The organism is Arthrobacter sp. G.S.26 (assembly GCF_050847375.1).
Classification (GTDB): domain Bacteria; phylum Actinomycetota; class Actinomycetes; order Actinomycetales; family Micrococcaceae; genus Arthrobacter.
Map to the genome: position 1 here is coordinate 335,245 of NZ_CP193752.1, position 15,364 is coordinate 350,608.

A 15,364-nucleotide genomic window follows, 5' to 3' on the forward strand; every position below is an offset into this window, starting at 1 on the left:
GTGTTTACCGGTCTCCGGGGAAAGTACAGGGCAGGGTTTGCTGCCGTGTGACTTGACGCCGGCGCGCAACTGGGGCTAACTCTACCGGCCCGGGTCTGGTGCCTTGGAACGGGACCGGAAGAGGACAGAAAAATGGTGCCGAACCGGATACGCCTCTCGGCGGTAGGCCGCTCTAGGCGGCTGAATGTTGAAGCCCGGGGGTTTCGCGGCTCGGCACCGGTTTCAGTGTTCTACTTTGATTCGCGCAAGTCAACCTTGACAGATCCGGCGGCCCGGGTGCGGGCGGCCGTCAGTCCAGTTCGCCCAGCCGCCAGGCGTTGGCAGCGTGCTCAAGGTCCTCGGCCGTCTTCACCAGTTGGTGGGAGTTGCGGGTCAGCTTGCTGGCATGGGCTTCGTTGGAGTGCTCGGCGCCGTCGGCGATCGTGGCCTGGCCCAGCGCCACGACGCGGCAAAACGCGGCGGAACGTTCCAGCGCAACGTCGAACTCGCCGTCGAACGCCCCCGAAAGGATGGCGTCCGCCATGGCCGTCATTTCCTCGGCTCCGGGCGGCTCAGCAGCACCTGCCACCACGTTGGCCACCTGGGCCGTGTCCTTGCCGGCCCGGAAGTACACGGAAATCCGCTCGGGATCCTGGACCGTTGCCGCGCGGAGGGCGTAAAGCCGCCACAAGGCGCCGGGCAGGGACCGGGCGGGGCTTTCGGCCCACATTTCGGCGATTGCTTCCAGGCCCTGTTCGTCGGCGAGGCGGACCAGCCGTTCGGTGATGACGGGGTCGTCGCTGTCGCGGCCGTGCCGGACCAGCGCCTGGGCTGCAAGGTGGGCGGCCTCGGAGACCCGCGCCGGGTCCGCGCCGCCGGCAAACGGCTCGAAATCGATGGGGGCGAAAGGCTTCGGCTTGTGGTGCCGGTTTGCGCCGCCATAGGGAGTAGGTGCTGCTTGCTCGCTCATGCCCCCACGCTACTCCTGTGCCGCCGCTGAAATCGAGCGTCCCCCTGGCCTTCAGGCGTGGAGGGAGAGGCACGACGGCGGCGCCCGGGTCGCGTGCCCAGGCGCCGGATTCATGGGTTAGAGTATTAACGTCCAGAAATGGACTGGGCCGGAAGATGCCGACGCTCTGCGTTTGGACCTCCGGTTGGGGCCTTTAGCTCAGTTGGTAGAGCATCGGACTTTTAATCCGTGGGTCGTGGGTTCGAACCCCACAGGGCCCACCCGCGAACGTGGTAATCCCCCGGCAGCCGCTCTGGTTGCCGGGGGATTTCTGCATTCCGGGACTACATGCCGGCAACCCGCGGCCCAGCGGAGGCCGGCAGCCAGGCGGCACCCGCGGCAACGTCCGTGAAGCGCCGGCCGATCAGGGCGTACCCCGCCGGGTCCGGATGCAGCCGGTCCGGCAGGTGGGCGGCGTCGGCGGCGCCGAAGAGTTCCAGCCCGTCCACGTAGTGGAGGTTGCCGTCGTCGGCCTGCCGCTGCGCCACGGCGCCGGCGATGATGTCCCGGGCATCCTGCAGGGTGAGCAGCCCGTCGTTGGGCCGGCGGGGAAGGTCCGTGGCCAGGAAGGCGCCGTCCACCAGCCGGGACGGGCCCGGTCCCTGCTCGTGCTCCGGGCAGTGAATGGGGGAGATCAGCACCAGCGGCGTCTCCGGGTGGCCGTCCCGGATGGTGTCCAGGAACCCGTGCAGGGCCGGGGCGAAGGTCCGGCGCCGCAGGCTGGCGCTGTTGATGATGTTGATGCCCACCTTCAGTGTGATGAGCCCGGCAGGCTGGTCCCGGATGGTCCGCGCCACGAACTGGTCGAGGTGCGCGGAGCCGGCCAGCCCCAGGTTGAACAGGTCCAGGCCCAGGTTCCGGGCGGCGATCACCGGCCACACGCCCAGTGGCGTGTCCGCGTGCGAGGCCTGGCTGATGGAACTGCCGTAGTGGACCCATCGCGGTTCCCGGCGTGGCGCCGGCCGCAGCGGCTCCCCGGCGCGGACAGCATGGATCCTGAGCCGGCCGCGGTGCGGCAGCCAAACGGAAACGGTCCGGCGGCGGCGGGGGCCGGGGAGCTCGAACCGCAGCACTGAGGGGGCGCCCGGCGTCAGGACCGGAGGGCGGTCGGGAAAGGTTTCCACCACGTCCCCGTCGCTGACCAGGCGGCTTTCCTCGAACCCGTCCGGGCCGGTGACGCTGATGGCTGCGGGCTGCAGCGGACGCCACCGCCAGGCGGCGGACTCCCGGATGAAGGTGGCCTCGATTTCCAGCCAGGCCGCCTCCGTCTCAAAGTCGAGCCGGACCCCGGAGGCTGTGGAATTGGCGTTGTGCAGGGCAACGTCGCCACCGAACTGCGCCTGCGCCCAGGCCGGCAGCCGGCGGATCACGGTCCCCCCGGGCCCGTGGCTGACGTCCAGGGCGCCGCGGACCGCCGCTGCCACGGCGGCGGGGGACAGGTCGGAGCTCACGCGCGGCCCCGCAAGATGGCGACGATGGCTTAGCTCCCCTGCCCGGCGCGGTACACGTGGACCAGCGCATTGGCGTGGCCGTGGCCCATGCCGTGCACGGACTTCAGCCAGGTCACCTGTTCCGCGTGCTTGAGCCCGGCCACGGCATCCAGCGCCGCCAGCCAATGCTCAGCAGGCTGGCCGTACTTGGCTTCAATGGAAGGGAAGTAGGACCGCGGGCCCTTGACGTTTTCGCTCATCCAGCCATTCCAGCACGGTCCGGCGGGGCGCGGGGAGCACCACGCCCCGCCGGCACCGGCAGAATAGGCACATGGCAAACAGCAGCAAGGGCAGGATGCCGCGTCTCGAGGACGTGGCTGACATCGCCGGGGTTTCGCACCAGACCGTCTCGCGGGTGGTCAACAACCACCCCAACGTCAGCAGCGCCACGCGGGAAAAGGTGGAAGCGGCAATAGCCCAGCTGGGCTACCGGCGGAACACGGCCGCCCGGAGCCTGGTCACCCGGCGCTCGCAGACCATCGGGGTGCTGGCCAGCGAGCTGTCCCAGTACGGTCCGGCCAACACGTTGCTGGGGGTGGAGCAGGCCGCCAGGGACGCCGGATATTTTGTCAGCATCGCCGCGCTGCGGGAGGTGGGCCGGGAGGCTATTTCCGACGCCGTGAACCACTTTATGGACCAGGCAGTGGATGGCATTGTGGTCCTGGTGCCGCACGCGGATACCCTGCTGACGCTGGAGGAACTGAACCTGCCCGTCCCGGTGGTGGCCGTGGGATCCGCGGGCAGCGGCGCGGTGAGCGGCGCCATGGTGGACCAGCGCCGGGGCGCCAGGATCGCCGTCGAGCATCTTATTGCGCAGGGGCACCGGCGGATCGGCCACGTGTCGGGGCCGCAGGACTGGACAGATGGGTCCGAACGCGCGGAAGGCTGGCGGGATGCCCTGCGCGACGCCGGCCTGCCGGACAATCTCCTGCTGGAGGGGGACTGGAGTGCCGGCAGCGGTTACGGGATCGGCCGGACCCTCGCTGCCGGGCTCACGGCGACGGCCCTTTTTGTGGGGAACGACCAGATGGCGCTGGGCCTGCTGCGTGCCTTCGCGGAGGCCGGGGTGAAAGTGCCCGACGACGTCTCCGTGGTGGGCTTCGACGACCAGCCCGAAGCGGGGTACTTCACGCCGCCGCTGTCCACCGTCCGGCAGGACTTCGAGGAGTTGGGCCGGCGCTGCATCGACGCCATGCTGAAGGAGATCGAAGCCGGCGCCGGCGTCAGCTCCATCGTGGTGACCCCCGAGCTGGTGCTGCGGGCCAGCACGGCACCTCCCGCCTGACCCGTTCCGGCAGCCCTGCCGCTGATATCCCCACCTTTGAGGCGGCCGACGGCGTGTCCCGGCGACCCGCCGTCGTCACCGGGGTGCCAGGCGGCAAAGGTGGGCAGATTCAGCGCCACCGGGCGCCCGATGCCCTTGACTCACATCTTGTTAGCGCTCACAATAGTTTCAGGCCGCGAAGTGGCGGCAGCAACTGAAGGAATCTTCTTATGGACGCTGTGGAAGGCCGGGACGCTTACGTCGTCGGCGTGGATTATGGGACCCTTTCGGGCCGCGCCGTGGTGGTCCGCGTGCGGGACGGCAAGGAACTGGGCAGCGGTGTATTCGACTACCCGCACGCCGTGGTCACCGACGCCCTGCCCGCAAGCACCGGCGGATCCGCCAGGCTTCCCGGCGAGTGGGCCCTCCAGGTCCCCAACGACTACCGCGATGTCCTGCGCAACGCCGTCCCGGCAGCCGTGGCCGACGCCGGGATCGATCCGGCCGCCGTCGTCGGAATCGCCACTGACTTCACCGCCTGCACCATGGTGCCCACCAAGGCCGATGGCACGCCCCTGAACGAGGTGGCCGGTTTCGCCAACCGGCCACACGCCTACGTGAAGCTCTGGCGGCACCACGCGGCCCAGCCCCAGGCGGACCGGATCAACGAGCTTGCCGCGGAACGCGGCGAGGCCTGGCTGGCGCGTTACGGCGGCCTGATTTCCTCGGAATGGGAATTCGCCAAGGGCCTGCAGCTGCTGGAAGAGGACCCCGGGGCCTACGCGGCGATGGACCACTGGGTGGAAGCCGCCGACTGGATCGTCTGGCAGCTCTGCGGCCAGTACGTCCGCAACGCCTGCACCGCAGGCTACAAGGGGATCTACCAGGACGGCCGCTACCCGTCCGGGGACTTCCTGGCCGCCCTCAACCCCGGGTTCGAGGACTTCGTCAGCACCAAACTCGAACACACCATTGGCCGGCTGGGTGACGCCGCCGGCTACCTCACCGCCGAAGCTGCGGCCTGGACCGGACTGCCGGAAGGCATCGCCGTGGCCGTGGGCAACGTTGACGCCCACGTCACCGCGCCCGCAGCCAGGGCCGTTGACCCGGGCCAGCTGGTGGCCATCATGGGTACCTCCACCTGCCACGTGATGAACGGCACCGAACTCCGCGAAGTACCCGGCATGTGCGGGGTGGTGGACGGTGGCATCGTGGACGGGCTCTGGGGCTACGAGGCGGGCCAGTCCGGCGTTGGCGACATCTTCGGCTGGTTCACCAAGCACGGCGTCCCGCCGGCCTACCACCAGGCCGCCGCGAAGGCCGGCCTGGGCATCCACGAATACCTCACCGAACTGGCCGCCGCACAGGCCATCGGCGGGCACGGGCTGATCGCCCTCGACTGGCACTCCGGCAACCGCTCGGTCCTGGTGGACCACGAACTCTCCGGCATCGTGGTGGGCCAGACCCTCGCCACCAGGCCCGAGGACACCTACCGGGCACTTCTTGAAGCCACGGCCTTCGGCACCCGCACCATCGTGGACGCCTTCCGGGACTCCGGAGTACCCGTCAAGGAGTTCATCGTGGCCGGCGGCCTGCTGAAGAACAGGCTCCTGATGCAGATCTACTCCGACGTCACCGGCCTGCAGCTCTCCACCATCGGCTCCACCCAGGGCCCGGCCCTCGGCTCAGCCATCCACGCCGCCGTGGCTGCCGGGAAGTACCCGGACATCCGCGTGGCCGCCGCCGCCATGGGCGCCGAACCCGGCGAGGTGTACACCCCGATCCCGGAAAACGTGGCTGCCTACGATGAGCTGTTCCAGGAATACCGGACCCTGCACGATTACTTCGGCCGCGGCACCAACAACGTGATGCACCGCCTCAAGGCCATCCAGCGGCGGGCCGCCGGCTCGCTCCCGGCAGCCGGGGCGGACACTGAGGCAGTTGCCGGGGTGAACGCATGAGCGCCGTAGGAATCCTGGACACCATTGCCAAAGTCCGCGCCGACGTCTGCACCCTGCACGCCGAGCTGACCCGGTACCAGCTGGTGGTCTGGACGGCGGGGAACGTCTCTTCGCGGGTCCCCGGCGAGGACCTGATGGTCATTAAGCCTTCCGGAGTCTCCTACGACGGGCTGGCCCCCGAGCTGATGGTGGTCACCGACCTTTACGGGGTGCCCGTGGCTGGCAACGCCGGGGCGGAATGGGGCAACCCGGCGCTGTCGCCGTCGTCGGACACGGCAGCGCATGCCTACGTCTACCGGCACATGCCGGAGGTGGGCGGCGTGGTCCACACCCACTCCACCTACGCCACCGCCTGGGCCGCCCGCGGCGAGGCGATCCCGTGCGTACTCACCATGATGGGTGACGAGTTCGGCGGGTCCATCCCGGTGGGCCCGTTCGCGCTGATCGGCGACGACTCGATCGGGCAAGGCATCGTGGAGACCCTCCGCGGCTCCAGCTCCCCGGCCGTGCTGATGCAGAACCATGGCCCGTTCACCATCGGCAAGGACGCCACCTCGGCCGTGAAGGCAGCCGTGATGTGCGAGGAAGTGGCACGCACCGTGCACATCTCGCGGCAGCTCGGCGAGCCGGTGTCCATCGACCAGGGCCACATCGACTCCCTTTACGCCCGCTACCAGAACGTTTACGGCCAGTAGTGGCCCGGCACCAACTTCCAGGAGAATCCATGTCCAACGCAGCAAGCACCTCCCTCAACGGCTTTGAGGTCTGGTTCCTCACCGGCAGCCAGCACCTCTACGGCGAGGATGTCCTCAAGCAGGTGGCGGCCCAGTCCCAGGAGATCGCCAACCAGCTCAACGCCAGCTCTTCGGTGCCGGTGCGGATCGTCTGGAAGCCGGTCCTGACCGATTCCGACGCCATCCGCCGGACCGCGCTGGAGGCCAATTCGAACGATTCGGTCATCGGCGTCACCGCCTGGATGCACACGTTCAGCCCCGCCAAGATGTGGATCCAGGGCCTGGACCTGCTCCGCAAGCCGCTGCTGCACCTCCACACGCAGGCCAACCGGGACCTGCCCTGGGCGGACATTGACTTCGACTTCATGAACCTCAACCAGGCCGCCCACGGCGACCGCGAGTTCGGCTACATCCAGTCCCGCCTGGGCATCGCCCGCAAGACCGTGGTGGGGCACGTCTCCAACCCCGAGGTGTCCCGGCAGGTGGGGTCCTGGCAGCGCGCCGCCGCCGGCTGGGCCGCCGTCCGCACCCTCAAGCTCACCCGATTCGGCGACAACATGCGCAACGTCGCCGTCACCGAAGGCGACAAGACCGAGGCCGAGCTGCGCTTCGGCGTCTCGGTCAACACCTGGTCCGTCAACGAACTCGCCGACGCCGTCCACGGGGCAGCGGAGGCCGACGTCGACTCCCTGGTGACGGAATACGAGGAGCTTTACGATGTGGTCCCGGAACTCCGCGCAGGCGCGGCCCGGCACGACTCGCTCCGCTACGGTGCGAGGATCGAACTTGGGCTGCGCAGCTTCCTGGAAGCCAACGGGTCCGCGGCGTTCACCACGTCCTTTGAGGACCTGGGCGCCCTCCGCCAACTGCCCGGCCTGGCCGTCCAGCGGCTGATGGCCGCCGGCTACGGCTTCGGCGCCGAGGGTGACTGGAAGACAGCCATCCTGGTCCGCGCCGCCAAGGTGATGGGCGGGGAACTCCCCGGCGGAGCCTCCCTGATGGAGGACTACACCTACCACCTGGAGCCGGGCTCGGAGAAGATCCTCGGCGCACACATGCTGGAGGTCTGCCCGTCGCTGACCGCCACCAAGCCCCGCCTGGAAATCCACCCGCTGGGCATCGGCGGCAAGGAAGATCCCGTCCGCCTGGTGTTCGACGCCGATGCCTCCGCTGGCGTCGTCGTCGCCCTGTCCGACATGCGCGACCGGTTCCGCCTGGTGGCCAACGCCGTGGACGTGGTGCCGCTGGACCAGCCCCTGCCCAACCTGCCCGTCGCCCGTGCCCTCTGGAAGCCCCAGCCGGACTTCGCCACCTCCGCCGCGGCCTGGCTCACGGCCGGCGCCGCGCACCACACGGTGCTGTCCACGCAGGTAGGGATGGACGTGTTTGAGGACTTCGCCGAAATCGCCAAGACCGAGCTGTTGACCATCGATGAGGACACCACCATCCGCCAGTTCAAGAAGGACCTGAACTGGAACGCCGCGTACTACAAGCTCGCCGGCGGGCTTTAGGGTCCGGTTTCGGCCCGGACGCCTAGCACCTCACCGGTGTGAGAGCGTCCGGGTGTCCGGCCAGTCGGCCAGGATCTCCGCGGCCACCATGGCTCCGGCGTTGTGCAGGTCGAGGGCCAGCTGCAGGCTCCTGCCGGCAAGGACCGCAAACGCGCGCGCCGCCGCTATCGCCGGCAGGGGAAACGCGGCGGGATCCGGCACAAAGAAAACCAAGGCGGCCGAAGCGCCCGGCCGGAGCCTGAGCCGGACCGCCAGCATGCTGCCGAACCCCGCCCCGGCCAGGCGGGTGGAGTAGCCGGGCCAGCGGATGTCGGCGGCACCCTGCAGGACCACCACCGGCGGCCCGCCGGCCAGGACCTCCGCCACCGGCCCCTCGCCCGTTCCCGTTCCGGCGGCGGTGGCGGGAACGCCCCGGTCCAGCAGCGCCGCGGCCCTGGCTGACGTGCCGTGGCGGGCAACCGGACGGCCGGACCCGCTTACCACCAGTCCGCAGTCGAGCGCCGTCACGGACGCGGGATGAGCGGAAGATCCACCACCAATTTCCAGGATCACGGCGCGGGCAGCAGCCGCCACCAGCAGCTCGATGGAGCCGGTTAGATCATCGGCATCCGCCACCGGGTCCAGGAGCGCTTCCATGCGCTGGGCGTCCGTGACGGTTGGGGCCGGACGAAAAAGAGGGCCGGCGACGGCTGGGGGAGAAGCCTCGGTCTCAAAGGCTTCCTCGTCGCCGGCCCCGTTCAGCACCCGGGCCAGATGGTCCGGGAAATCTGCGCGTACGTAGTGAGTCTGAATGGACCCCCACACCCCCTCGTGAGCCAGGTACTCAGGCTGGGGAAACATCCCTGCCCTGAGATAGAACCTAATGCGGTATCCGGCGCCGGTGAATGGGTAAGCGGTACTCGACTTTGCTGCGGGGGACTACTTGGTGCGTGTTCCGCCGGGCAGTGCTTGACTCCGTGCCGGGGACCGTCAACAATATTTCTATAACGTTGTAAAACACAGACAAGGAAGTTTTTTCGTGACCACAGCAGACCAGTCCGCAGCGAAGATCACCATGGATCCCGCGTTCGCGGTGGGACCCGTCCGGCGGCGCACCTTCGGATCCTTCGTCGAACACCTGGGCCGGTGCGTCTACACCGGCATCTTCGAACCGGAGCACCCCACCGCGGACGAGGACGGCTTCCGCGGCGATGTCCTGGACCTGACCCGCGAGCTGGGCGTCTCCACCATCCGCTACCCCGGCGGAAACTTTGTCTCCGGCTACCGCTGGGAAGACGGCGTGGGCCCGGCCGGCCAGCGTCCCGTGCGGCTGGACCTGGCCTGGCACTCCACCGACCCCAACCTGGTGGGTGTGGACGAGTTCGCCAAGTGGTCCGCCAAGGCCGGCGTTGAACCCATGATGGCCGTCAACCTGGGTACCAGGGGCACCCAGGAAGCCCTGGACCTGCTCGAATACTGCAACATCGACGGCGGAACGGACTTCTCCGAACAGCGCCGGAGCAACGGCGCCCCGGAGGGTTACGGCATCAAAATGTGGTGCCTGGGCAACGAAATGGACGGTCCCTGGCAGATCGGACACAAAAACGCGCAGGAATACGGCCGGCTGGCGGCCGACACGGCCCGCGGCATGCGCATGATCGACCCGGACCTTGAACTGGTTGCCTGCGGCAGCTCAGGCCCCACCATGGACACGTTCGGCGAATGGGAGCGGGTGGTGCTCACTGAAACCTACGACGTGGTGGACCTGATCTCCGCCCACATGTACTTCGAGGACTTCGGCGACCTGCAGGAACACCTGGCCTCCGGGCACCGGATGGAAACCTTCATCCGCGACATCGTCAGCCACATCGACCACGTGAAGTCGGTCCGGAAGTCCAGCCGTCAGGTCAACATCTCCTTCGACGAGTGGAACGTCTGGCACATGAGCCGCGACGAATCCAAGGTCCCCACCGGCAAGGACTGGCCCGTCGCCCCCGTCCTCCTGGAGGACACCTACACCGTGGCCGACGCCGTGGTGGTGGGCGACCTGCTGATCACCCTGCTCCGCAACACGGACCGCGTCCACTCGGCCAGCCTGGCCCAGTTGGTCAACGTCATCGCCCCCATCATGACCGAGCCGGGCGGCCGCGCCTGGAAGCAGACCACGTTCCACCCGTTTGCGCTGACCTCCCGGCACGCAGCCGGCACCGTGCTGCAGCTCGCCGTCGAATCCCCGCTGGTCAGCGGCGGAAAAACGGCCGACTTTGCCGCCGTCTCAGCCGTTGCCACCTACGACGCGGACAAGGGCGAGGCGGTGGTGTTCGCCGTCAACCGCTCCGCCACTGACGCGCTCAGCCTGGACGCCGTTGTGTCCGCGCTGGGGAACGTGAGCGTGGTGGAGGCGCTGACCTACACCAACAAGGACCCGTACTGGCAGGCCACCGCTGACGATTCCACCTCGGTGCTGCCCGCGGAAAACGTCACGGTCAAGGCCGACGGCGGCCGGCTCACGGCAGAGCTGCCCGCCGTGTCCTGGTCCATGATCAGGCTGTCCGTGGGTTCCTGACCCGGCACTGCACGGCCCGGCGCAGGCGTCCTCATGACGACGGCGGCCGCAGGTGGGAGGATGGACGGCATGGAGCTGTACATCACGGGGGATCCCGCCGCGGACAAGTTGTTGAGTGAGGACGCTTTTGCGTTGCTGACCGGAATGCTGCTGGACCAGCAGGTCACCATGGAATCCGCGTTTGCCGGGCCGGAAAAGATCCGGACCCGCCTGGGCTCGGTGGAACCGGCGGCCATCGCCGCCCACAACCCTGAGGCTTTTGTGGAGCTCTTCAAGGAACGCCCGGCTGTGCACCGGTTCCCCGGCTCCATGGCCGGCCGCGTCCAGGCGTTGGCGGAAGCCGTGCAGGGCGAGTGGGGCGGGGACGCCACCAATATCTGGACCCAGGACGGTCCCGACGGCGCAGAGGTGCTCCGACGGCTCAAGGCGCTGCCCGGATTCGGTGAGCAGAAAGCGCGGATCTTCCTGGCGCTGCTGGGTAAACAGTGCGGGCTTTCGGCGGCCGGGTGGCAGGAGGCTGCGGGCCATTACGGTGAGGCAGGTTCCTACCTTTCCGTGGCTGACATTGTGGATCCGGAATCCCTGGTCAAAGTCAGGGCCAGCAAGCAGGCCGCCAAGGCCGCAGCGAAGGCCGCCAAAGCCTGAGGACAGTGCCCGGGATGGGTGCCGGGCTGCCACTGTTGCGGCGGATTCGGTGCGGGCCCGCCGGTTCTGCAACGATGTATCCGGAACGCGGCAGGATCACACGAAGGAGCCCTTGATGGCGGTCACCATGAATGACGTTGCACGGGCGGCCGGTGTTTCGCTGAAAACTGTCTCCAACGTGTTGAACGACTACGAGTTCATCAGGCCCGCCACGAAGCAGCGGGTCGAGGATGCCATTGCCGAGCTGGGCTACGAAGCCAACCTCACCGCCCGGAGCCTGCGCTCCGGTAAGACCTCCATGCTGGGCCTGGTCCTGTCCGACCTTTCCGCGCCGTACTACGCGGAGCTGGCCTCCCGGCTGATGACGGCAGCCTCCCGGCGCGGCTACCGCGTCCTTGTGGAGCAGTCGGGCGCCGGGCAGGCCGCGGAACGCAAGGCCCTGCAGGGCCCCTTCCGGCAACTGACGGACGGCCTGTTGTTCACGCCGCTGGCGATGGACGCGGACGACATCTCCGCCCGGGTGGGCACCAAGCCCCTGGTGATGCTGGGCGAGCACGTGGTGGATCCGCGCTTTGACCTCGTGACCATGAAGAACCAGGAAGCCGCCGCCGCCCTCACCCGGCACCTGCTGGCGGGCGGCCGCCGCCGGATCGCCGTCCTCGGGGCACACGCGGACGAGACTGCCGGCGGTGGCGGGCTGCGGCTGACCGGCTACCGGGAAGCCCTCGCCGAGGCGGGTGTCCCCTTCGACCCCGCGCTTGTCACCAAGGGCGACTGGCGCCGCGACGCCGGGGCAGCCGCCGTGGCAGGCCTGCTGGATGCCGGGGTGGAGTTCGACGCCGTGTTCGGGCTGAACGATGCACTGGCCCTCGGCGCCATGCACGAACTGCTGATCCGGGGCGTGCGGGTGCCGCAGGATGTTGCGGTGGCAGGGTTCGACGACATCGACGAGGCCCGCTTCGCCTCACCCTCCCTGACCACCGTCTCGCCCGGCATGGACGAGATCGCCGAGCGGTCCATCAGCCTGCTGCTGGACCGGATCAGCGGGACCGAAACGGCGGCGTCCGGAGTCCACGTCGAGGCTGCGTTCGAGCTGAAGATCCGGGAATCTGCGCCCTAGCCGGGCCCTGGAGAGCGGCCCATTACACGCCTGAAACGTCCCCGAAACCTTTGACACTTAGTGTGGTGCCACCCACAGGCCGTTGAAGGGAAGTCCATGCATCTGATGCCGCGTGAGCAGGAGAAGCTCCTGATCGTGGTGGCCGCCGACCTGGCCCGGCGGCGCCAGGGCCGCGGACTCAAGCTCAACCATCCCGAAGCCGTGGCCATCATCAGCTACGAGCTGATCGAAGGGGCCCGGGACGGCCGCACGGTGGCCGACCTGATGAGCTACGGCACCACACTGCTGCGCCGGGAGGACGTGATGGAAGGTGTCCCGGAGATGATCCATGACGTGCAGATCGAGGCCACCTTCCCGGACGGCACCAAACTGGTCACCGTCCACGACCCCATCCGCTGAAGGGCACCGCCATGATTCCAGGAGAGTACATCCTCCGGCCTGAGCCGGTCACAGCAAACGCCGGCCGGGATGCGGTGGAGGCGCAGGTGGTCAACACCGGCGACCGGCCGGTCCAGGTTGGCTCGCACTTCCACTTCGCCGAAGCCAACGCCGCCCTCACCTTCGACCGCACGGCAGCATACGGCCGCCGCCTGGACATCCCCGCCGGCACCGCCGCACGGTTCGAACCCGGGGACTCACGGACCGTCCGGCTGATCGCCCTGGCCGGCGCACGCGAGGTGTTCGGGCTCAGCAACGCCGTCAACGGCCCGCTCGACGGCGGCCGGCCCGGAACCGTGAAGGAACCCGCATGAGCTTCGAGATTCCCCGCCGGCAATACGCCGACCTGTACGGGCCCACCACCGGCGACCGGATCCGCCTGGCGGACACCGAACTGTTCCTCGAAATCGAGCAGGACCGCACCGTTTACGGCGAGGAGGTGGTGTTTGGCGGCGGGAAAGTGATCCGCGACGGCATGGGCCAGAACGGCCAGGCCACCCGCGATGAGGACGTCCCGGACACCGTGATCACCAACGCCGTGATCCTGGACAGCACCGGAATCTACAAAGCGGATATTGCTCTCAAGGACGGCCACATCCTCAAAATCGGCAAGGCCGGCAACCCGCAGATCACGGACGGCGTGGACATTGTGATCGGCGCCAGCACCGAGATCATCGCCGGGGAACGGAAAATCCTCACCGCCGGCGGCGTGGACACCCACATCCACTTCATCTCCCCGGACCAGGTCCCCACCGCCCTCACCAGCGGCGTGACCACCATGATCGGCGGCGGCACCGGCCCGGCCGAAGGCACCAAAGCCACCACCGTGACCCCCGGTAAATGGCACATCCAGCGGATGCTGCAGGCGGCGGAGGGACTGCCCATCAATATCGGGCTGTTCGGCAAAGGCCACGCGTCCGCCGTCGAACCCCTCGCCGAGCAGATCCGGGCCGGCGCGATCGGGCTGAAAGTCCACGAGGACTGGGGCTCCACCACGTCCTCGATCGACATGTCCCTGACCGTGGCGGACCAGTACGACGTCCAGGTGGCCATCCACACCGACACCCTGAACGAATGCGGGTTTGTGGAGGACACCATCCGGGCCATCGGCGGCCGGGTCATCCACACCTTCCACACCGAAGGCGCCGGCGGCGGCCACGCCCCCGACATCATTAAAATCGCCGGCATGCCCAACGTCCTGCCCGCCTCCACCAACCCCACCCTGCCGTACACCCGCAACACCATCGAAGAGCACCTGGACATGCTGATGGTGTGCCACCACCTGAACCCGGACATCCCGGAGGACGTGGCCTTCGCCGATTCCCGCATCCGCGCCGAAACCATTGCCGCCGAGGACGTGCTGCAGGACCTGGGCGTCTTCGCCATCACCTCCTCCGACTCGCAGGCCATGGGCCGGGTGGGCGAGGTGATCACCCGCACCTGGCAGGTGGCGGACAAGATGAAAAAGCAGCGCGGCGTGCTCAAGGACCCCGCCGGCGGAGCCCACGGCGCCGCTGCGGGCCTGGGCGCGGAAAGCGACAACTTCCGGCTCAAGCGTTACGTGGCGAAATACACCATCAACCCCGCCATCGCCCAGGGCATCGCCGACTCCGTGGGTTCCGTGGAGGAAGGCAAATTCGCTGACCTGGTCCTGTGGGATCCAGCATTTTTCGGCGTCAAACCTGAACTGGTCCTCAAAGGCGGGCAGATTGCCTATGCCCTGATGGGTGACGCCAACGCCTCCATCCCCACCCCTCAGCCGCGCACCATGCGGCCCATGTTTGCCACCTTCGGGAAAGCCCTGCAGCAGTCCTCCATCACCTTCCTGTCCCAGGCCGCCATCGACGCCGGCGTCCCCGCGGAGCTGGGCCTGGAAAAGGTCATCCGGCCGGTCTCCGGCATCCGCACCCTCACCAAAGCCGACCTCAAGTACAACGACGCCACCCCCGACATCCAGGTGGACCCGGAAACGTACCAGGTGACGGTCGACGGCGAGGACGTCACCTGCGAGCCCTCCGACGTGCTGCCCATGGCGCAGCGATACTTCCTCTTCTAACCCCGGGAGCCCCCGCATGATCATCGAAAAAGTCCTCGGCAACCTGCACGAACTCCCCGACCCACACACCTACGCCGGCCTGCACCACGAAAAAGTGGTGCTGCCCAGCGCGCAGCTGGTCAAACGCATCCAGCGCGCCACCACCGACCACGGCAAGGAACTCGGCATCCGGCTGCCCTCCGGATCCGGGGACCTGCGCGACGGCGACATCCTGCACGTCTCCGGCAACAACCTGATTGTTGTCTCCGTCCTGCCCACCGACGTGCTGGTCATCGCACCCCGCACCCTCCACGAGATGGGCGTGGTGGCCCATTCCCTGGGCAACCGCCACCTCCAGGCCCAGTTCTTCGACTCGACCTCCGACTACGCGGCCGAGGTCATGGTGTGCGCCTACGACCACACCGTCGAGGACTACCTGCTCCACGTCGGCGTGCCATACTCCCGGCAGGAACGCGTTCTGCCCGTGCCATTCCGCCATGCTGAGCACAGTCACTAGGTCTTTCCGCTTTCCGGCGGCTTGGGACGCCGCGAGGGATATGGGGCCGTGCCCGTCCCCAGCCGCTCCCAACCCTCGCAAGCTCGGGTCGGGGCCCTCGCGGCAGTGGGCCCCCC

Annotated in this window: 15 protein-coding genes and 1 tRNA gene; 12 read left to right on the forward strand and 4 right to left on the reverse strand. The window is 68.3% G+C overall.

Going from position 1 to position 15,364, the window contains the following annotated elements; genetic code table 11:
* Positions 1–289 precede the first annotated feature (289 nt).
* A complete protein-coding gene (locus tag ACRB8A_RS01620; RefSeq protein ID WP_050684198.1) occupies positions 290–949 on the reverse strand; it encodes a hypothetical protein in 660 nt (219 codons plus the stop codon).
* 187 nt (positions 950–1,136) lie between these two features.
* Here ACRB8A_RS01620 and ACRB8A_RS01625 point away from each other — a divergent pair.
* A tRNA-Lys gene (locus ACRB8A_RS01625) sits at positions 1,137–1,209 on the forward strand.
* A 63-nt stretch (positions 1,210–1,272) separates the two neighbouring features.
* Here the strand turns inward: ACRB8A_RS01625 and ACRB8A_RS01630 are convergent.
* Both ACRB8A_RS01630 and ACRB8A_RS01635 read right to left on the reverse strand, forming a co-directional pair.
* Complete coding sequence (locus ACRB8A_RS01630; protein WP_432245435.1) at positions 1,273–2,439, reverse strand: SGNH/GDSL hydrolase family protein; 1,167 nt, start codon at positions 2,437–2,439, stop codon at positions 1,273–1,275.
* A gap of 29 nt (positions 2,440–2,468) precedes the next feature.
* A complete protein-coding gene (locus ACRB8A_RS01635; RefSeq protein ID WP_050684200.1) occupies positions 2,469–2,678 on the reverse strand; it encodes a DUF4287 domain-containing protein in 210 nt (69 codons plus the stop codon).
* Positions 2,679–2,749: 71 nt separating this feature from the next.
* Between ACRB8A_RS01635 and ACRB8A_RS01640 the strand changes: the two genes are divergently transcribed.
* From ACRB8A_RS01640 to araA, 4 genes are all read left to right on the forward strand, one after another.
* A complete protein-coding gene (locus ACRB8A_RS01640; protein ID WP_285241113.1) occupies positions 2,750–3,763 on the forward strand; it encodes a LacI family DNA-binding transcriptional regulator in 1,014 nt (337 codons plus the stop codon).
* 209 nt (positions 3,764–3,972) lie between these two features.
* Positions 3,973–5,703, forward strand: a complete 1,731-nt coding sequence (gene araB, locus ACRB8A_RS01645; protein ID WP_432245436.1) for a ribulokinase — start codon at positions 3,973–3,975, stop codon at positions 5,701–5,703.
* A complete protein-coding gene (locus ACRB8A_RS01650; protein WP_285241219.1) occupies positions 5,700–6,398 on the forward strand; it encodes an L-ribulose-5-phosphate 4-epimerase in 699 nt (232 codons plus the stop codon). The genes araB and ACRB8A_RS01650 overlap by 4 nt, the downstream gene beginning before the upstream one ends.
* A 29-nt stretch (positions 6,399–6,427) precedes the next feature.
* Positions 6,428–7,948, forward strand: a complete 1,521-nt coding sequence (gene araA / locus ACRB8A_RS01655) for an L-arabinose isomerase (protein ID WP_050684204.1) — start codon at positions 6,428–6,430, stop codon at positions 7,946–7,948.
* 30 nt (positions 7,949–7,978) lie between these two features.
* Here araA and ACRB8A_RS01660 read toward each other — a convergent pair whose 3' ends face one another.
* Positions 7,979–8,788, reverse strand: a complete 810-nt coding sequence (locus ACRB8A_RS01660) for an antitermination regulator (protein ID WP_432245437.1) — start codon at positions 8,786–8,788, stop codon at positions 7,979–7,981.
* A 214-nt stretch (positions 8,789–9,002) separates the two neighbouring features.
* Here ACRB8A_RS01660 and ACRB8A_RS01665 point away from each other — a divergent pair, with 214 nt between their 5' ends.
* From ACRB8A_RS01665 to ureE, 7 genes are all read left to right on the forward strand, one after another.
* A complete protein-coding gene (locus tag ACRB8A_RS01665; protein WP_056601767.1) occupies positions 9,003–10,493 on the forward strand; it encodes an alpha-N-arabinofuranosidase in 1,491 nt (496 codons plus the stop codon).
* A 60-nt stretch (positions 10,494–10,553) separates the two neighbouring features.
* Positions 10,554–11,138: an HhH-GPD-type base excision DNA repair protein gene (locus tag ACRB8A_RS01670; RefSeq protein WP_285241111.1), complete on the forward strand. Its 585-nt coding sequence runs from the start codon at positions 10,554–10,556 to the stop codon at positions 11,136–11,138.
* Between the two features lie 115 nt (positions 11,139–11,253).
* On the forward strand, positions 11,254–12,258 hold the full coding sequence (locus ACRB8A_RS01675) for a LacI family DNA-binding transcriptional regulator (RefSeq protein WP_050684207.1): 1,005 nt from the start codon (positions 11,254–11,256) through the stop codon (positions 12,256–12,258).
* A gap of 96 nt (positions 12,259–12,354) precedes the next feature.
* Positions 12,355–12,657, forward strand: a complete 303-nt coding sequence (locus tag ACRB8A_RS01680) for an urease subunit gamma (protein WP_050684208.1) — start codon at positions 12,355–12,357, stop codon at positions 12,655–12,657.
* Between the two features lie 11 nt (positions 12,658–12,668).
* Positions 12,669–13,010, forward strand: coding sequence for an urease subunit beta (locus ACRB8A_RS01685; RefSeq protein ID WP_050684209.1), 342 nt, complete (start codon positions 12,669–12,671; stop codon positions 13,008–13,010).
* The gene (gene ureC, locus ACRB8A_RS01690; RefSeq protein ID WP_050684210.1) at positions 13,007–14,752 is read left to right on the forward strand and encodes an urease subunit alpha; all 1,746 of its coding nucleotides are present in this window, start codon (positions 13,007–13,009) and stop codon (positions 14,750–14,752) included. Before ACRB8A_RS01685 ends, ureC begins: the two co-directional genes overlap by 4 nt.
* 16 nt (positions 14,753–14,768) lie before the next feature.
* Positions 14,769–15,248: an urease accessory protein UreE gene (gene ureE, locus ACRB8A_RS01695; protein WP_050684211.1), complete on the forward strand. Its 480-nt coding sequence runs from the start codon at positions 14,769–14,771 to the stop codon at positions 15,246–15,248.
* Positions 15,249–15,364 lie beyond the last annotated feature (116 nt).